16 protein-coding genes and 1 other RNA gene are annotated in these 17,735 nt (G+C 44.2%); 7 read left to right on the top strand and 10 right to left on the bottom strand.

The features are described 5' to 3' along the window. Positions 1–316: 316 nt before the first annotated feature. Positions 317–853 carry a histidine phosphatase family protein gene (locus tag HMPREF3119_RS15725; RefSeq protein ID WP_239670209.1) on the top strand — a complete coding sequence of 179 codons (537 nt, stop codon included), beginning with the start codon at positions 317–319 and terminating at the stop codon, positions 851–853. A gap of 29 nt (positions 854–882) precedes the next feature. On the opposite strand, the gene HMPREF3119_RS15720 is transcribed toward HMPREF3119_RS15725, so the two are convergent. Both HMPREF3119_RS15720 and HMPREF3119_RS15715 read right to left on the bottom strand, forming a co-directional pair. Then, on the bottom strand, positions 883–1,182 hold the full coding sequence (locus HMPREF3119_RS15720; RefSeq protein WP_004241880.1) for an RnfH family protein: 300 nt from the start codon (positions 1,180–1,182) through the stop codon (positions 883–885). After that, positions 1,175–1,609, bottom strand: a complete 435-nt coding sequence (locus tag HMPREF3119_RS15715; protein ID WP_032098432.1) for a type II toxin-antitoxin system RatA family toxin — start codon at positions 1,607–1,609, stop codon at positions 1,175–1,177. Before HMPREF3119_RS15715 ends, HMPREF3119_RS15720 begins: the two co-directional genes overlap by 8 nt. 300 nt (positions 1,610–1,909) lie before the next feature. Here HMPREF3119_RS15715 and smpB point away from each other — a divergent pair, with 300 nt between their 5' ends. Together smpB and ssrA are read left to right on the top strand one after the other, a co-directional pair. Continuing rightward, positions 1,910–2,392 carry an SsrA-binding protein SmpB gene (gene smpB, locus HMPREF3119_RS15705; RefSeq protein WP_004238509.1) on the top strand — a complete coding sequence of 161 codons (483 nt, stop codon included), beginning with the start codon at positions 1,910–1,912 and terminating at the stop codon, positions 2,390–2,392. Positions 2,393–2,440: 48 nt separating this feature from the next. Beyond that, positions 2,441–2,804, top strand: a transfer-messenger RNA (tmRNA) gene (gene ssrA / locus HMPREF3119_RS15700). Between the two features lie 530 nt (positions 2,805–3,334). On the opposite strand, the gene HMPREF3119_RS15695 is transcribed toward ssrA, so the two are convergent. From HMPREF3119_RS15695 to HMPREF3119_RS15685, 3 genes are all read right to left on the bottom strand, one after another. Next, a complete protein-coding gene (locus HMPREF3119_RS15695; RefSeq protein WP_070580280.1) occupies positions 3,335–4,000 on the bottom strand; it encodes an STM2766 family helicase-associated protein in 666 nt (221 codons plus the stop codon). After that, positions 3,997–5,985, bottom strand: a complete 1,989-nt coding sequence (locus tag HMPREF3119_RS15690) for an STM2767 family DEAD/DEAH box helicase (protein ID WP_070580278.1) — start codon at positions 5,983–5,985, stop codon at positions 3,997–3,999. The genes HMPREF3119_RS15695 and HMPREF3119_RS15690 overlap by 4 nt, the downstream gene beginning before the upstream one ends. 296 nt (positions 5,986–6,281) lie before the next feature. Then, positions 6,282–6,845: a hypothetical protein gene (locus HMPREF3119_RS15685; protein WP_070580276.1), complete on the bottom strand. Its 564-nt coding sequence runs from the start codon at positions 6,843–6,845 to the stop codon at positions 6,282–6,284. A 299-nt stretch (positions 6,846–7,144) separates the two neighbouring features. Between HMPREF3119_RS15685 and cbrC the strand changes: the two genes are divergently transcribed. Further along, positions 7,145–7,732: a PF03691 family colicin E2 tolerance protein CbrC gene (gene cbrC, locus HMPREF3119_RS15680; protein ID WP_004241886.1), complete on the top strand. Its 588-nt coding sequence runs from the start codon at positions 7,145–7,147 to the stop codon at positions 7,730–7,732. Between the two features lie 73 nt (positions 7,733–7,805). Here the strand turns inward: cbrC and HMPREF3119_RS15675 are convergent, their stop codons facing one another. After that, positions 7,806–8,579, bottom strand: coding sequence for an IclR family transcriptional regulator (locus tag HMPREF3119_RS15675; protein ID WP_032098428.1), 774 nt, complete (start codon positions 8,577–8,579; stop codon positions 7,806–7,808). Between the two features lie 330 nt (positions 8,580–8,909). Here HMPREF3119_RS15675 and HMPREF3119_RS15670 point away from each other — a divergent pair, with 330 nt between their 5' ends. From HMPREF3119_RS15670 to HMPREF3119_RS15660, 3 genes are read left to right on the top strand one after another with little or no spacing between them, the layout of a single operon-like run. Continuing rightward, positions 8,910–9,803 carry a dihydrodipicolinate synthase family protein gene (locus tag HMPREF3119_RS15670; protein WP_170950685.1) on the top strand — a complete coding sequence of 298 codons (894 nt, stop codon included), beginning with the start codon at positions 8,910–8,912 and terminating at the stop codon, positions 9,801–9,803. Positions 9,804–9,852: 49 nt separating this feature from the next. Continuing rightward, positions 9,853–11,139 carry an MFS transporter gene (locus HMPREF3119_RS15665; protein ID WP_070580274.1) on the top strand — a complete coding sequence of 429 codons (1,287 nt, stop codon included), beginning with the start codon at positions 9,853–9,855 and terminating at the stop codon, positions 11,137–11,139. A 48-nt stretch (positions 11,140–11,187) separates the two neighbouring features. Further along, positions 11,188–12,783 (top strand): UxaA family hydrolase, encoded by a 1,596-nt coding sequence (locus HMPREF3119_RS15660; RefSeq protein WP_070580272.1) that lies wholly within the window; start codon positions 11,188–11,190, stop codon positions 12,781–12,783. A 191-nt stretch (positions 12,784–12,974) separates the two neighbouring features. On the opposite strand, the gene HMPREF3119_RS15655 is transcribed toward HMPREF3119_RS15660, so the two are convergent. The 4 genes from HMPREF3119_RS15655 to bamE form a co-directional block, all read right to left on the bottom strand. Continuing rightward, entirely contained in the window at positions 12,975–13,970 is a 996-nt protein-coding gene (locus tag HMPREF3119_RS15655) for a DUF6896 domain-containing protein (protein WP_062772436.1), read from the bottom strand. 39 nt (positions 13,971–14,009) lie between these two features. Then, on the bottom strand, positions 14,010–15,404 hold the full coding sequence (locus HMPREF3119_RS15650; RefSeq protein WP_168162293.1) for a DNA translocase FtsK: 1,395 nt from the start codon (positions 15,402–15,404) through the stop codon (positions 14,010–14,012). A gap of 231 nt (positions 15,405–15,635) precedes the next feature. Next, on the bottom strand, positions 15,636–16,907 hold the full coding sequence (locus HMPREF3119_RS15645; protein WP_004241895.1) for an MFS transporter: 1,272 nt from the start codon (positions 16,905–16,907) through the stop codon (positions 15,636–15,638). Positions 16,908–17,335: 428 nt separating this feature from the next. Continuing rightward, positions 17,336–17,722 carry an outer membrane protein assembly factor BamE gene (gene bamE / locus HMPREF3119_RS15640; RefSeq protein WP_070580268.1) on the bottom strand — a complete coding sequence of 129 codons (387 nt, stop codon included), beginning with the start codon at positions 17,720–17,722 and terminating at the stop codon, positions 17,336–17,338. Positions 17,723–17,735: the final 13 nt, after the last annotated feature.

The following is a 17,735-nucleotide window of genomic DNA, read 5'->3' as shown; positions in this document are numbered from 1 at the left end:
TGGCATCGAAATAGTGTACCCGTCAACGGAATGAAAAAGCCTGACCGGGAAGGCGAAAATGGCGTAACCGCGTTTTTTCCTGTTATTTTCTTTTTCACGGATCAAACTGTCTGAGAATGAAAGATGACGATAAAATAAGCGGGGTAACATACTGACATAAGCAGGAAAGTGCATTTTCTCTGAAAAATAAAAATTCCTGTAAAAAAGTAGGCTAACCGGCGGCGGGCGATTACACTGAATCCTTCCGGAAACAAAAGGGATTGTCATGGACGTCCGGTTTCTTAAATCCGTATTCTGCAAATCAGGTATCACCCGGATGACTCATTCAGTACAGACACTGGTTTTTCTGCGCCACGGCGAAAAACCGGATAACGACAGCGGCCAGTTAACCGGCAAAGGATTAAACCGCGCACTGGCGCTGGCGGATCTTCTGATCGCCCGTTACGGAAAGGCGGATGCCCTGTATGCCGCCGCACCGAAACAAAGCAAGCTCGGCAATTCGCTGCGTTCCCTTCAGACTATCACCCCGGTGGCTGTCCGCCTGTCACTGCCGGTACATCTGGAATTTCACGCCAAAGAAACCAAAGCCCTGCGCGATGCGTTACTGGATAAAACTCATCACGGGCATACGGTCTTTGTGGTCTGGGAACACGATAATCTGATAAAAGTGGTGAGGGATATTCTGAAACAGACCGGCGGGGACTATTCGGATATGCCGGCCTGGCCGCGTGATGATTTTGACAGCCTGTGGATACTGACCATTACCCGCAGTCAGACAGAGACCACCGTGACGTTTTCACAGGAAAAACAGGGGCTGGATAATCTGGACAGTTATTTCCCGCAGGTCCGGTAAATAAACCGGAAATCAGCGGGAATACAGACTCAGTCTTCTTTTTTCTTACGGCTGGCTTCTGCTGCCCGTTTGCGGCGCATTTCTTTCGGGTCAGCAATCAGCGGACGGTATATTTCCACGCGGTCACCATCACTGACAATATCCGTCAGTTTTGCCGGACGGCTGAAAATACCGACTTTATTCTGCGTTAAATCCACATCATCCCGTAATGCTAAAATACCGGAGGCAAGAATAACGGCTTCCACCGTGGCGCCTTCGTTTATTTTCACCGGGATCAGAAACTGTTTATCAGGCAGGGCATAACAGACTTCAACAGAAATATCAGACACGGTAAACCTCTTTTGCCCGTTTGGTAAATGCCATCACCATATTACCGGCCAGCTCTTTAAATATACGGCCGAAGGCCAGCTCAACCAGTTTATTGGTAAATTCAAAATCCAGATTCAGCTCAACTTTGCACGCCTCAGGACTCAGCGGAATAAACGACCAGCCGCCCATCAGTTTACGGAACGGGCCTTCCACCAGTTGCATACGGATATGCTGATTGCTGGTCAGCTGATTGCGGGTCACAAAGGTTTTACTGATCCCGGCTTTGGATACATCCACAGACGCGGTCATTTCATCCTGATCATGGCTGATAATACGGCTTCCCACGCAGCCCGGTAAAAATTCCGGATACGCACGGACATCATTCACCAGGTTGTACATCTGTTCCACACTGAACGGAACCAGTGCGGAGCGGCTAATTTGCGGCATAACACATCCTGCGGTCAAAAATCACGAAACGGCGGAAATTATCGCCGCCTGTTAAATCGTATTATACTGTGCTCCGGCGCGGAGATAAATGCACAATACGGCACGCGCTGATGACAGAATGTATCTTAATGACAACAAAGATGTTTGTCACAAAAAGCACTTGCCAAATCCCGCTGACATGTTAAAAACAGCGTACAGGGACAGAAAACCCGCAAAGGCGCTTAAAATAGCAGCATTTACCGTGCGACGGAGAAATAAGCAATTTATTTCGGGTGTGCATAACGTATAATAGTGGTCATTATGACAAAGAAAAAAGTTCACAAACCAGGCTCTGCCACCATCGCGCTGAACAAACGCGCCCGCCACGACTACTTTATCGAAGAAGAGATAGAGGCGGGTCTGGCGCTGCAGGGCTGGGAAGTCAAATCATTACGCGCAGGTAAAGCTAACCTGGGGGACAGCTACGTCATCCTCCGAGACGGCGAAGCTTTCCTGTTTGGTGCCAACTTCACACCGCTCAGCGTGGCCTCATCCCACGTTGTCTGCGACCCGACCCGGACACGCAAACTGCTGCTCAACCAGCGTGAACTGGACAGCCTGTACGGTAAAATCAACCGTGACGGGCACACCGTGGTCGCACTGTCGCTGTACTGGAAAAACGCCTGGTGCAAAGTCAAAATCGGCATTGCCAAAGGTAAGAAAGAACACGACAAACGCGATGACATCCGCGAACGTGAGTGGAAATTAGACAAAGCAAGAATTATGAAGCACGCAGGGCGTTAAGTACTGGTAATCCGTACTGATTTTCTGATATACTGCGTTTCACAACTTGGGGCTGATTCTGGATTCGACGGGATTTGCGAAACCCAAGGTGCATGCCGTGGGGCGGTTGGCCACGATAAAAGCCGCAAAAAAATAGTCGCAAACGACGAAAACTACGCTTTAGCAGCTTAATAACCTGCTCAGAGCCCTCTCTCCCTAGCCTCCGCTCTTAGGACGGGGATCAAGAGAGGTCAAACCCAAAAGAGATCGTGTGGACTTCCTGCCCGGGGAGAAAGCATTAAAACGAATCGGGCTAGTTTGTTAGTGGCGTGTCTGTCCGCAGCTGGCAAGCGAATGTAAAGACCAGACTAAGCATGTAGTACCGAAGGTGTAGAAATTTCGGACGCGGGTTCAACTCCCGCCAGCTCCACCAAAATTCTCCATCGGTGATTACCAGAGTCATCCGATGTAGTCGAAAGCCCGCATGGCGCGAGCCCTGCGGGCTTTTTTGTGTCTGTCATTGCCTGAGGATATTCAACTAAATGCGTATACCAATTTATAAAGGAGCGGTCATAGTGGCACGGACTACACGCCCCCTAACCAACACCGAAGTGCTGCTCTCCTGAGCGTTAAAGAGGTGGGCAGTGGGGCTGCCTCAAAGTGGTTCGGTAGATTAAAAATTAAACTAGGGTTCAAAAGAGGGCACGATTTCATTCATTTAGGCATATCGTTGTTAACTTCTATGAACAAGAGACAGAAGTAGAACAACGCTTCGTGATGGGTATTGTGGGTCACGAGAACAACGCTATAATCTTCGATAGATATGGAAAGGACTTCAATTTGTCAAATCTAAAAAAATATATAGAGATTATAAACGGTAATACAGATTTTATCGCTTGTTATTTTGAACAATCATAGGCATTTAAGGAGGTATTAAAATACCTCCTTAAAAATAGACATCGATCAAAAAACTAAACTATCACTAGCTAAATACTTCTTAGGTATGTTTTTATCTACCAACGAGTAAAAACAATCTAAAGTGTCATATTTGTCATACCCAATCTTTATGGAACTCGTGTTTTTATAAAAAACATCAAAATGATAACGAGGATGAACATGGCCATTTTCATGTTCTTCATCATCATCAAACCTAAAGTAGCCGTGGTCATTAGCTAATAAAGATGTAAACGTATCGTAATAAAGTAAAGCTTCTGGGAAACTTAAGTTAAAATTGTCTACAATAGATAATATGACTTCTTCATGAGAATGAGATGAGTCAAGAGTAGATGAAATAGCATTTCTCAAAATGGAAATAACATGACCTCCAACATTTTCTTGTAGCAAGTCACTATTAAATGAAATAGTTTCACCTTCAATAATCACTTGAAATGGGATAGCCATTGAGAAATATCCGTCGTCTTTTCTGATTAGAAAACGATGGAAGTCACCTGTAAAAATCGCCAAGTTAAAGTCTAAATCTCCTTTAATATTTTCCACATTACAAGAGTGGCAACAATTAACAATCTCAATTGCCTGGAGAACATTAAAAAGATTATCTAATGATCCTCTAACGGCCTTGAATCTATCCATATAATATTTAGGAATGCTATTATAAAAATAAACACTCATAGCTTAACATTCCTCTTATATTCTATTTCAATCAGAGAGTTAAAGTATTCACTATCATATTCTTCGCCACCCAAAATTTCTGTCATTCGTTGTAAAAGTTTAGCTTTTAGCCTTGGGCTAGCTTCATGCTCTTCACAATATTCTATAACTAGTGATTCAATTGTTGGTTTTTCATCCCAAACTAATACAGCTTGTTGGCTTTCAATTTCTTCATCAGTTGGTACACGTAACTCCATGTATCCATTAGTATACATACAATCCAGACCAGAGTTTAGTTTACTAATTAACTCACTATCAGCTTTAGTTCCTAAGACTAAATGACTTTCTAAAAATGATCTTGCCATCATTGTATAAAGGCCATTTCTGAATGAGGTTTTTTTGTTTAAGTTCATTGCAAAACATATTACAAACGGAAATTCTAACCCTTTAGCATTATTTATATTGGAAATAAAGAATTTACTAGGGTCATTAACTTTACTTTCATAGGAGATATTTACATCCCAACCAAATTTATCTGAAATAATATGTGATAACTCTGGTATTATATTATAAATATATTTAGATGTATCTAGAAAAAGTACCGCAATATCACCAGGACAAACATTTTCATGCTCAGATTTGATTTTTTCAACAATGGTAAAAATTGATTTTGCAATTTTGTTATCATCATCAACTTGTGTTAATGAAGTTGCCCTAAACTCATCAGGTATATCTTCAAAGCGTCTTAGCGGGTCTCGACTCACAATAGCCCGTTTACCGTGTTGTTTGTAATTATATCCACAAGCATCCCATTCATTATCTTTCAACCAACGCAAAACAGGATTTTCGTATAGTCCCATACCCAGTGCATGTGAGAACATTAAGTTTCTAGGGTCGGTTCGATAGCATTTTTTCAACAGTAAATCAGCTTTTCGGACATCATCATCTATAGGTCTAAATATGTTTTGGAATACATCACCTGCTACAAATACTTTCTTTTCAGTAACCAATTCACAAAGCTCAATGAAGCTCTCATCAAAATCTTGACTTTCATCGATGAAAACATAATCAAAAATATATTTAACTTTACCCTCTTTCTGGTTGTTTTTTATTTCATTGATAGCTTTCTTGCACAGAATATCAAAAGTACCAGCTTGAAGAGTACCAAAAGAAATGTCATATTCTGAGCAAATATATCGATACATTCCTGATGTAGGATTTCTTCCACTTCCCCAAGAGCTAAAACAGAATATCTTACTTTCCCATTCTATTTGTCGTTCAACTTTCATAAAGTTAAAAAATTCAGGGATTCTGCTTCTCATACTAGAGGCTAATATTTTATTATGACAGGTGAATGCAATTCTAGCATCATCTTCATTCGAATATATTTCTTTGAGTTTATGTAATAACAGCTCTGTTTTACCAGAGCCAGCTAGACCTTGTATTACGTACTTTTTATTTGTACTAGTTTTAAATAAAAATCCAGTCTGATCAGTATCAAAAAGAACTATCTTAGATTTAACAACATCTAGTAAGCTCTCAGCCTCTAGGTTTACTTTTGAAACATCATTAATGCTACCAGTAACTAAAGAGGTAATTAAATCAGCAACCCTTTTGTCTGTTGGATTATTAATAAATAATTGTTCGAAATCCAGATCATAAAAATCAAATTTTTTGAATAACTCATGCCATTTTTTCTTTCTGCCAATTTTTCTTCTATATTGATATTTCTCTGAAAGAAAGGACACATCATCATAAAAATCTTCAATATAGTCGTCAAATCCATCGTTATCGCCACCAGTGTTAATAAAACAGGGCTTCATTCCTGAAATAAAGATAACACAAGCTTCATTATAATCGTAACTTGAATCTTCTTTCGATAAAGGCTTACACAAAACATAAGTTTGTTTTTTATTGTTTTTTGAAAATTCTTGTATGTTTTGTAAAATCCCAACTGACTCAACTAACACCTGAGCTTCTGGAGTTATAAAGCAATAGTTAGACATTATTCCATCTCCAATGATGATTACCGCTTCATTATAACACTTGATACAAGTTTGCTATTAGTGATTTTTGTGCCTCGTTAGAAAAAAATGAACCAGAATACTGTTTATTATAGACTTGAAAAGGTAGAACTTTGAAGGCGAAGATTATAGTTAAAATCTGAAAGTCTAAAGTGTATTGTAAATAGGCTCGTTTTAGTTCCATGCATTTTTTGAGATCCAGGTCAAAAGGTCAGGATCACTGATTTAGCCTGGCGCTAATTTGGGAAAAAAATCAATGATAAAGGTTATGGACATAGTTAAGGGCTATGGGGAGAGAACTGATAATCAACTATATATGAACCAATAGGACCTGTTTTTGTTGTGACCCACACCGTATCTGCGCCTTTCTGAGTCGCCAATTTTGCATTATCGATGCAAAGTAATTTCCACCGTTCCGTATAGGCTTCTTTTATCCATATGCCGTGTTTGCATCGGCCAAATCTGTTGGTGGCAGGGCCCGGTGATGTAATTTCATATTCAGTCTGATAGTGAATGGTTTTGTGTGTTAGTAAATACACCATCACATCGAATAGAGGGATAATTAATATCAGACCAAAGAATCCGCTCCAGAGAAAACTTTTAAATACCTGTTTTATCGGGCGACGCCAAATACTCCAAATCCCGCCGATTATTCCCACAACAGCAGCGAAAATGACGGAAATAGTCCACTGAGGGAACCATTCAAATAACACAACGTTTTGGCCTAAAAATATAGACCAATACATGAATGCTATCCAAATACCAAAAGGAACCAGAATGAAGAAAACAGAGGAAAATGTTTTCTTGTTGCTCTGGCCATATGACTTAAGTTGATAGTCCATAATTTTTTGTATAATAAGGAGGTTTGGCTTAACCGGCCTTGTTGTTTTTAATATTTTTGGCTTATTTAATATAATACTGATTTATTAAATATTAATGCGGTTATGTTGTTAATGCAAACAGGAAATTTGTTTTTTAAATTACTTTGTCTGTTTATTATATTAATAGTTAACGTGCTGAATAAAAATATAATTTTGTATGGAAAATAAAAAGCATCAGTTTAAAATCTGTGTCAGCCATCATAGCTGATGCTTCCCGGAATGATTACAATGGTTTAATTTTCTTCTGAACAGGACTCCCCATGACACCAAATAACCGAAAATTACCTGTTTTTAAATATCATCCCGATCCGCTCGGAACCGGTGCTTTTTCAGACGATAAGACCGTTAAGTGTGATTGCTGTCAGCAAGCTACTGATATTTATTATGAAAGTCCGTTTTATTCTGTCGCTGATATTGATGCATTATGCCCGTGGTGTATTGCGGATGGTTCCGCCAGCCGGAAATTTGAGGGCGAATTCCAGGATAGCGCCAGCGTGGAAGGAATTGACTGTGAATATGATGACGATGGTGAATTTTCACACACCACTAACCCGTATCCGGATGAAATGCTGGATGAACTGGTTAAACGTACACCCGGTTACCGGGGATGGCAGCAGGAAGTGTGGCTGGCACATTGCAATGAGCCCTGTGAATTTATCGGGTATGTTTGCTGGGATGATATAAAAGACCGGCTGGATGAATTTGTTTCTCTGGAAGATGATATTCAGGAATATGGTTTTTCTGTTGAAGAGTTATCCGGCCTGTTACATAAGGACAGTGATGCTCAGGGATATTTATTCCGCTGTCTGCATTGTAAAAAATTACGTCTGCATTTTGATTTTAGTTAAAGGCTGCAGAGCGGAGCAATTCAGCTCCGCTTTCAATTAAAAACGCCGTGGACTAAAACGTCCTGTATTACCCCTACTGATAAAACTCCACATCCTGCAATGTATTCAACTCTTGCTCGATACGTTCGCGGCTGCTGAGTAATACACTGATAATCTGGTTGTTTTTTTCATCATTACTGCGGAATGTCGGGACGGATACACTGATGGCGGCGATGATTTTATTACGCTGACGTAATGAAACGGCATAGCAGCGGGTTTCTTCGTTTATTTCCCGGTTGTCAGTGGCGTAATGATTTATTTTGACCTCTTCCAGCTGCTGACGTAATTCCGCGATGGTAGTGATACTGTATTTTGTCAGCGGGGTAAAGCCGTCAGGATATAAGCGGAGAATATCATCATCGCTGTAATGGCATATCATCGCTTTACCTAATGCGGAATAAACCGCCGGTAAGCGGGTGCCGATATTGGAGACTAACTGAACTTTTTGCGCAGACTGCACTTTATCGATATACAACACATCCGGGCCATCTAATATACCCATCTGGCACACTTCGTTGCACTCGTTGACAATATTATTCATCTCGCGGTGCACCATTTTCAGCCAGTACGATTTTTCAAAGAATGAACGGGAAAGAATCGAGCAGGCGATACCCAGAAAATAAAGCTGGGTGTTTTCGTCATAATTAATATAACGGCGTTCTGCCAGAGTTTTCAGAATCGGGTAGAGTGTGCCTTTTAATATACCGGTCTTCCCGGCCAGCTGTGTGAGGGAAATCCCGGTGTTTTCTGCCGCCAGAACGCTGAGTACCTCTAACACCCGTATTGTCGGCATATGCTCCGTTGACATCAATTCACCTCCCTGACAGTTTATGCCGTTATTCTAGGTACAAAGCCCCGCTAAGTAAATCATGTCCGGGTGTCCGTTTGTGACATTGCCCGCCGGTGTCACGACAATCCGCTTTATTATTCCCGTAATGTGCTGTTCCTCACAGATAAATAATAAATAACCGCAATCCGGATCGGGTTTTTCCGCATCTATAGTTTTCAACCGCAATTAAAACAGCCTGTTAGCCTGTTTTTTCAGCAAATGTACAAAATTTGACTCACTCAGAGTTTCATGATTACTTACTTGTGTTTTTATTTATTGACGAGGTTTGTATATATGAACAATATGGGTATGGAAAGCCGTTACATCACGCCGGCCGTAACAATTTTTGATGACAAAGGCCGGATTGATACCGAACAAAACCAGCGGGTGTATGACTCTCTGAAGGGGCATGTCTCCGGATTTGTGGTTATGGGCAGTACCGGCGAGTTTTTTTCACTGGATATGGAAAGCTCAAAAACACTGATCAGGTTATGCGGCAGTTATGACAAAGGGGGAATGAAGGTGTATGCCGGGACCAGCCGCCCGGATGTGAATGAGTCAGCCGCGCTGGCGAACTATGCTCATGAGCAGGGGGTGGACGGGGTAATGATTATCAGCCCGTACTATTTCCCGCTGGATGATGAGGGTGTTTACCGGTTTTACAGCACGGTCGCGGAAAAAACGTCAGCCAATATTTTTATCTATAACTTCCCGGAACGTACCGGTTACTCGGTGTCACCGAAGGTGTGTCTGCGTCTGGCGGATCGCTATCCGAATATTATCGGGCTGAAAGATACGATCCCCGATACATTACATACGTCGCAGATTATTCAGACGGTAAAAAAAGAGATCCCGCATTTTGAGGTTTATGCCGGTTATGACAATAACTTCGCCCATGTTGTGCTGGCGGGGGGAAATGGCTGTATCGGCGGGTTATCCAATATTGTGCCTGAGTTCTTCGCTTCCTGGATGGCGGCATTTGCACAAGGTGATATGGCTGCCGTAGCGGCACATCAGCGCAAAGTGGATCAGCTGATGGCCGTTTACGGCGTGCACTCACCGTTTATCCCGACCTTTAAAAAAGCATTACAGATGCGGGGCATTATTCAGTCAGACTACTGCACAGCGCCATTCAGCAGCCTGAATGCGGAGCAGACTGAACAGCTGATGCAGATACTGGCGGATGCTGAAACAGCACGCTGATTTTTCCTGATTATAACGACAGAACATCTTACCGACAGGGAATATTATCATGGCGACTATCACAGCTTATGACAATCCTGCTTTAAATTCCGCGATTCAGAAATCGTGGAAGCGTTTAGTACCCCTGATGTTTATTTTGTATTTTGTGGCATTTATTGACCGTGTGAATGTGGGCTTTGCGAAAGATGCCATGCAACTGGATATCGGGTTATCCGATTCCGCCTTTGCACTGGGGGCGGGGATTTTCTTCGCCGCCTATGCGCTGTTCGGGATCCCGGCAAACCTAATCCTCAATAAAATCGGCGCACAAAAGTGGCTGAGTATTACAACGGTTATCTGGGGTGTGTTATCCGCAATGACCGGGTTCGTGACCAACGAGACGCAATTTATTGTGCTGCGTTTCCTGCTGGGACTGGGCGAGGCGGGTTTTTATCCGGGAATTTTATTACTGGCCTCCATCTATTTCCCGAATAAAGTCCGCGGCACGGTGATTGGTATTTTTGTTCTCGGCGTACCGCTGGCACTGACACTCGGTTCGCCGTTATCCGGCGCACTGTTGGAATTACACGGCTGGATGGGGCGTCCGGGGTGGTTCTGGATGTTTGTGATTGAAGGTTTACCGGCGGTTGTTATCGGGGTCTTCGCCTTTTTCTGGCTGGATGACAGCCCGGAGAAAGCCCGCTTCCTGACAGCGGAAGAGAAGAAAGCGCTGACAGAGCAGTTAGCCAGTGAGAATGCGAAAACAGAAACCACATCTGTGTTGTCTGCACTGAAAAATATCAAGGTCTGGCACCTGGCACTTATCTACGGCACCATCCAGATCTCGGTCTACGGGCTGATGTTTTTCCTGCCGTCACAGGTGGCTTCCCTGATGGGACAGAGCCTCGGGTTTAAAGCGTCTCTGGTGGCAGCTATTCCGTGGGCATGCTCGGCATTTGGTGTGTATTACATCCCGCGTCTGGCTGATAAAAATCCATCCCGCCGTGTGGCTATCTCCGTGATGTGTATGCTGGCAGCGGCAGTTGGTCTGGCATTATCCGCCTTTGCCAGTCCGGTCTTTGCCATCGCCGCGCTGTGTCTCAGCGCCGTCGGTTTTCTGTCCGTACAACCGGTGTTCTGGACATTCCCGCCGCAGTTACTGAGTGGTCCTGCGCTGGCTGCCGGCATCGGGTTCTGTACCACCATGGGGGCATTCTGTTCTTTCCTCGCACCGATTATCCGTGTGGAAATGGATAAACTGATGAACAGCAATACGGCAGGGATTATCACACTCGCGGTGATCACAGTCGGCTGTGCACTCCTGATTGCCTTACTGAAAAAGAACACACAAAAATAATCCTGATTCGTTGCCGTCATTTTGGCGGCAATAACCGGAAGGTGAGTTATGCAAAAGATATTACGTATTGATGAAACTGATAATTTAATTGTGGCACTGAAGGATTTGCATGCCGGTGAGGTGTATCAGTGGGGTGATGAATCAATCACTCTGGTCACGGATGTGAAAGCCAAACACAAGTTTGCCCTGGAAGCAGTGCCGGAAGGCGGTATTGTCTCCATGTACGGCACCGCTGTCGGGAAAGCAACAAAACCGATTGCCCGCGGGGAAGTGATTACCGTGGACAATATCCGCCATTATGCCGCCCCGGTATCACTGGAGGAGAGCGGCGACTATGAATGGCAGATCCCGGATGTATCGGCCTGGAAAGACCGGACATTTAAGGGGTATGTCCGTGATGATGGCCGGGTCGGAACAGCCAATTACTGGCTGATTTTCCCGCTGGTGTTCTGTGAGAACCGCAATGTCACCAAACTGACGGATGCACTGAATGAGGCGCTGGGTTACACCAATAACAGTCTGAAAAGTTTCGCCCTGGATCTGACTGCCGGTGAACAGGTGCAGGCCACAAAACCTAAGCTGTTCCCGCATATTGAGGGCGTGCGCTGTATTACGGTGACCAGCGGCTGCGGCGGTGCCACCTCTGACAGTAAAACCATGTGTGATGTACTGGCTGCGTATGCGGATCACCCGAATGTTATCGGTATTACCGTGTTCAGCCTGGGATGTGAAAAAGCACAGCGCAAGATGTTCAAAGAGTCGCTGGCGGCACGTAATCCGGCATTTGATAAACCGGCACTCTATTTCCGGCAGCAGGAATGGAACAGCGAAGAAGAGATGATGCAGACGGCGCTGAAACAAACCTATGAGTGCATGAAAGCAGTGAAGCCTCAGAGCCGTACTGATGTGCCGCTGGCATATCTTAAGCTCGGCGTGAAGTGCGGGGCGTCTGACGGGTTCTCGGGTATTTCCGGCAATCCGGCGATGGGACTGGTGTCGGACTGGCTGGTGACACTCGGCGGCGCTTCCGGCCTGGCGGAATTCCCGGAGCTGTGCGGTGCGGAAGGGGATATGGTAAAACGCTGCATCCGCTTTGAGGATAAAAAGAAATTCCTCGATCTGATGGGACAGTATGAAAAAACCGCGAACTTCTTTAATACCACTATCGCGGATAACCCGAGCCCCGGAAATATTGCTGATGGATTAATTACCGATGCGATTAAATCAACCGGTGCGGCGAAAAAAGGCGGAAAATCGCCAATCAGTGCAGTGTGTGATTATGCGGAACCGATGCCGGACAGCGGACTGTCTCTGGTCTGCACACCGGGGAATGACGTGGATGCCGTGACCGGACTGGTGGCTGCGGGCTGTAACGTTGTTATTTTTTCCACCGGTTTGGGGACACCGACAGGAAACCCTATCGTACCGGTCGTCAAGATTTCCACCAACAGCGCTATCGCACAGCGTTTGTCAGACATGATCGATTACGACTGCGGTCCGGTAATAGAAGGTGTGCCATTGCCGGAAATCAGTAAAGGGCTGTTTGAGCGGGTGATTGAAACGGCAGGCGGGGAATATAAGGTGAAAGCAGACCGTCTGGAGCAGTTTGATTTCCTGCTGTGGAAACGGTCACTGGATTTATAAAAAGTGTACTGTCACGCAGATAATTAAAAACGGGGAATATTCCCCGTTATCATTAGTAATGACTTATTCTTGACCTGATTAACTTTATTCATTGTCAGTGGGTAAACCCGAGTCTTGCTCAGGTGAACCGTAAAGAAAAGAGAACACCGTTTTGAGGTAAAGTAAATAGCTTAATTCATTGGTATGAACCGTCAATGTTCAGAGGTTTTTTTACGGCGTATTACTTTTTTCTTTGTCAAATCGCTTTCACCTTTGCGCCCATTAAATACATAATGTACTTCACAACAGACTCTGTACTGAGAGAAAAACTTTGCAAGCAGCAAATGTAACTCACGAGCCCATGAAAGGCGTTCAACTTCTGTATCAAAAAAATGGCGAATAAATTCAGTATTCTCTCTGAGATGAAAAATATTATTTCTGTATATCCGGAGTGGATCCGAATGTTCTTTCATCAGTTTTCTGATGCTATCCGAAATTGGTAATAAGTCTTTAAAGCTGGCAGGGCGATCATTTTCAAGCAGGACTCGTATGTTTAACTTTCGAAAGCCCTCACAGACCACACCTAAAAAACCTAACCATGCAGAAAAATAAATTCTCGTATCAAATTCTTCCCGCTGGCTCAGATGGCCATTTTTTTTCATTTTCTGATTGAGTTTATTGTAATTTCTAAACATGAGTTCAGCTGTTTCGAAGTAATGAATCTGAAGTGTCAGTACACGGTCATGATTGCGGCATGGAAGCATATCTCCCGGATTTCTGCTGTCTATGTCTATAGCGTAGGAGTATGGAACATTGGCAATATAGCAAAGATCATGATCCGGACGAATCAGTTCTCCGTCACTTAACGCTTTGTTCAGATGCTCAGCAACATCATCATAATTTCTGAAACCGTAAGCTGTTATATTCTTCTCGGCAAAGCAGGTTAACCACCAGGAATTAAAACCTCCTATTTCTCCTTGCTCACCGAAATCAAAATCTATATTCCCGGAATTCAGTTCTACGAGGCATCCGGCGCCATGTTTATAATATTTAATACCACCATCTAACTCCCCAGCGCCGGGTATACTATATTGAATCCATTCATAGCGACTTGACGGCATTTTAATGCCGGACCGATACATGAGCTTTAAAGCAGTCCGGACATTATTTTGAAACTCAACAATCAAGCGATAAAGATTTTCATTCATATCACAAGCTCACTTCATCCTGTTTGAAAAATGATATAATCACAAAAGCCCCGGAACTAAAACTTCCCGCCTTCCGTCTGAAAATGGTTCGCTGATGATTCCCGATTCTTCCATTTCCTCAACGATTCTGGCTGCACGATTGTAACCAATACGGAATTCCCGCTGAATGTCGGATATCGAAACCCGTTGTTTTTCTGCGACAAACTGAACAGCCCGGTCAAATAGGGGATCCAAATCACAGGCGCCCGGTACAACTGTTCTTCCGGTGGTAAGATAATTAACATCTCCCCATTTTTTGCAGTAATCAACGGCATTATGTATATCACTGTCGCTGATATATGCTCCCTGAATGCGCTGAGGTTCTGCGGAATCAGCGGTGATAAGCAACATATCACCATTTCCGGATAATATTTCAGCGCCATGTTGCCCGATAATAAAATGAGAGTCCGCTTTGGAAGTCACTGTCATTGCAATGCGGGCAGGGATATAAAATTTAAGTTGCTGGTTTATTTTTGTCGGCAGCGGACTGCGTGTTGTGAGCAATAAATGAATGCCGGTCATTCCTCCCTGTTGCAGCAGAGGTAAAATTAAATCTTCAATATTGCTGTTATCATTAATCAGCTGAACGGCATTTTCGATACAGATAATAATAGCCGGTTTATGACTCAGACGGGGATGTTCCGCCATATAGTTTTCCGGCCGCCAAAAAGGATCCGGAATAGGTCTTCCGAATGATTCTGCCAGGGCAATTTTTTCATTATAACGCCGGAGGTCAGGGACATTTATTGCGGAGAATTGTTTGCGTCGTATTTCGGCTTCTGTGGTCAGAAAATGCAGGGCTTCGGTTATTTCAGCGCTGTCAGACAGAACAGGAAAAAGTAAATGTGGCGTATCGCGGTAAAGGCTGAGTTCAGGGTGGTGAGCATCACACAGCACCAGCCGGACGTTCGCAGGAGATGTCCGGTACAGCAGGCTCAGTATCAGGGAATGCATCAGCATGGATTTACCGGGGCCGGTTGTTCCGGCGATCAGCAGGTGCGGTAATTGTGTTAAATCCAGACTGACAGGTTCGCCGGTTATATTTTCGCCCGCCATTACCGAAAGTTGCGGCAGTGATTTGTCTTCTGTCCATTTAGTAAAACAGTGGCTGAAGGAGACGGTTTTCCGGGATTCATTTTTTACAAGCAATCCGATGTACGGTGTTCCGGGAATAAAATCAATCATCCGGATTTCGGTTACATTCAGAGAGCGGCATAATTCAGGGATAAGGGCGGAAATTTGTGAACTGCGTATTCCGGGGGAAGGGGCTAACCGAAAGAGTGTAAATATCGATCCTTCTGAATAATCCACTACTGCCGATTCAAGACGATATTTTAATAAGCAGGATGCGATTAGCGCTGCGGTCTTTTCTGCAACAGCCGGTGATTGTGTCACTGTTTATCCTTAATCAGAGAGAATATTCACTGACAGTCATCGTTCCATCCTTTTTGGGGAAAGGCAAGACACTATAACCGAGAGAATAATTAAGATAAAAATGGCACTACAGTGTAATGATATATCGTTATATATCCGGAAAATATGCAGTAAAACGATATACGGAGAGATAAAAAAACAGGGAGTATTCCCTGTTTTTTTATTGCTGTGCTTTGTTATCAGATATCGTTATCAGACATAAAACTTCATGGATTTTTTGCCGAGGCAGAAGCTGATAAACAGGCCGAGAGCACAGAGGAACAGAATATAGTAGGCGATAAACATCGGGTTAACGTGTTCAGCGATAACCGGTACGGTGAAGGTGGTCAGTCCGGCGAACAGGGCGTTACCGATGTTATAAGAGAACCCGATGCCGCTTAAGCGGATATTGGCCGGGAACAGTTTGATAATAATAATCGGCACACAGGCAACCAGACCCAGGAACAGGGCGGCCAGGGAATATAAGAAGCCGATCGTGGTGTGGTCACCGCTGCCCAGGGAATTAAAGAAGGCATAGCTGGTGGCGGCGAGCAGGATGCTGTATATCACAACAGTTTTGCGGATGCCGAGTTTATCGGACACAATCCCCGCAATAATACTGCCGACCATGTTCATGACGGTGGCGAGGATGGCAATTTTACTGACAAATTCCGGGTCGATTTTAAAGATATCGGATTTCATCAGGTTTGGTGCCAGGACGACCAGAACCACACCGGTGGTCAGCAGCCAGGTGGCAAGAATAGAGATCATCGTGGCAGGTTTGTAGCTCTTCAATACCTCTTTGATTGGCATATCAATCAGTTCTTTGCGCTTTTTCATCTCCAGGAATACCGGTGTTTCACGCAGATAGCGGCGTAAATACACGGCAATCAGGCCTAAAACCCCGCCGCAGATAAACGGATAACGCCATGCAAAACTTAAGATCTGGTCATTGCTGAAATTGGTGTAAATCAGGTAAGCCGCGAAATGGCCGATAACCACGCCGAATGTCAGGCCGCTGGCAATCATACTGTTCGCCAGACCGATACGGTTCTGCGGGACATGCTCGGTGACAAAGACGTGTGCACTCGGCACTTCTCCGCCTAATGCGATGCCCTGTAACAGACGCATAATCAGCAGCAAGACCGGCGCGGCATAGCCAATCTGCTCATAGGTCGGCAGCAGGCCGATCAGCAGGGTTGGGATCGCCATCAGGAACAGGGAGAGCATAAACATTTTTTTGCGGCCAATCAGGTCGCCGAAATGTGCCATTATCACGCCGCTGAGCGGGCGGACAAAATAAGCGACCGCATAGGTCAGATAGGTCATGATACTCGAAAGCAGCGGTGAGTCACTCGGAAAGAAGAGTGTCTGCAAAAAGGGTGCGAAGGTGAGGAATACGATAAAATCGTAAAATTCCAGCGCACCACCCAAAGACGCAAGAGTCAGCGTTTTTCCGTCCTGTAGCTTTAAGCGATTAGACATGCCATTAACCTTACTTATTAAACATGCGTGAAAATAAAATAATCGTGAATACTAGCACGATACTATCGGTCAGTGAGATATTTCTGAAAAGTTAATTATACTAATGATTTATATCCGTTTTTATAGTGTGGTTACCCTGGTAAATAATATATCTCCGGCTAATTGGCGGAAATATAAGGAAAGTAATGTTTGAGTATCATGATTATTACCAGGATGGAACAGATAAAATACCGGAGAGTGATAAATCATGGTGATGAATAATTATTCGTTATAAATCCAATGAATGGATTGTGTGCGGCGGGCAGGCCGGCGACACCAGTCAGTAACACCAAACCTGAACAGATAAATGAACAAAACCCGCTGATCTATATTATATCAGCGGGTTTTTTGTTACTAACCACACGTTGTTTCAGCGTGACAACCGGAAATCAGTCAGTGACAGTCTGACTGGCGATTTCACTTGCTGTTTCGTCACCGCCGTCCGGTTTGTAATTGGTGTTCGTGATTTGGCTCAGTGTACCGGCTGAGTCAAAGACCAGTGTCAGTGTTTCCTGTTTCACCGGCTCATGGCCCGGTTCACGGCGGAAGACATAATACCAGGTCTGTGTTCCGAACGGGTCACGTAACATCGGGGTACCGAGTGTATAGGCGACTTGCTGTTGGGTCATTCCTTTCTGGATCTTCGCCACGTCTGCCGGTGTCAGGTAGTTACCCTGGTTGATATCCGGGCGGTAAACGACACGCTCCAGAGTGGAACAACCGGCAGTTAACAGCAACAAAGATGTCGTTGCGGCAATCAGCAATTTACAACGCATGGTGATTTCATTC

This window comes from Morganella sp. HMSC11D09 (genome assembly GCF_001807955.1).
Lineage (GTDB): Bacteria > Pseudomonadota > Gammaproteobacteria > Enterobacterales > Enterobacteriaceae > Morganella > Morganella morganii.
This window is presented reverse-complemented; position numbering and strand designations above follow the sequence as displayed.

Bases quoted from the DNA above. Each gene is read 5' to 3' on its own strand.
- HMPREF3119_RS15725 (WP_239670209.1), top strand. From the start codon at position 317: ATGACTCATTCAGTACAGACACTGGTTTTTCTGCGCCACGGCGAAAAA.
- HMPREF3119_RS15715 (WP_032098432.1), bottom strand. From the start codon at position 1,609: ATGCCGCAAATTAGCCGCTCCGCACTGGTTCCGTTCAGTGTGGAACAG.
- smpB (WP_004238509.1), top strand. From the start codon at position 1,910: ATGACAAAGAAAAAAGTTCACAAACCAGGCTCTGCCACCATCGCGCTG.
- HMPREF3119_RS15695 (WP_070580280.1), bottom strand. From the start codon at position 4,000: ATGAGTGTTTATTTTTATAATAGCATTCCTAAATATTATATGGATAGA.
- HMPREF3119_RS15690 (WP_070580278.1), bottom strand. From the start codon at position 5,985: ATGTCTAACTATTGCTTTATAACTCCAGAAGCTCAGGTGTTAGTTGAG.
- HMPREF3119_RS15685 (WP_070580276.1), bottom strand. From the start codon at position 6,845: ATGGACTATCAACTTAAGTCATATGGCCAGAGCAACAAGAAAACATTT.
- cbrC (WP_004241886.1), top strand. From the start codon at position 7,145: ATGACACCAAATAACCGAAAATTACCTGTTTTTAAATATCATCCCGAT.
- HMPREF3119_RS15675 (WP_032098428.1), bottom strand. From the start codon at position 8,579: ATGTCAACGGAGCATATGCCGACAATACGGGTGTTAGAGGTACTCAGC.
- HMPREF3119_RS15670 (WP_170950685.1), top strand. From the start codon at position 8,910: ATGGAAAGCCGTTACATCACGCCGGCCGTAACAATTTTTGATGACAAA.
- HMPREF3119_RS15665 (WP_070580274.1), top strand. From the start codon at position 9,853: ATGGCGACTATCACAGCTTATGACAATCCTGCTTTAAATTCCGCGATT.
- HMPREF3119_RS15660 (WP_070580272.1), top strand. From the start codon at position 11,188: ATGCAAAAGATATTACGTATTGATGAAACTGATAATTTAATTGTGGCA.
- HMPREF3119_RS15655 (WP_062772436.1), bottom strand. From the start codon at position 13,970: ATGAATGAAAATCTTTATCGCTTGATTGTTGAGTTTCAAAATAATGTC.
- HMPREF3119_RS15645 (WP_004241895.1), bottom strand. From the start codon at position 16,907: ATGTCTAATCGCTTAAAGCTACAGGACGGAAAAACGCTGACTCTTGCG.
- bamE (WP_070580268.1), bottom strand. From the start codon at position 17,722: ATGCGTTGTAAATTGCTGATTGCCGCAACGACATCTTTGTTGCTGTTA.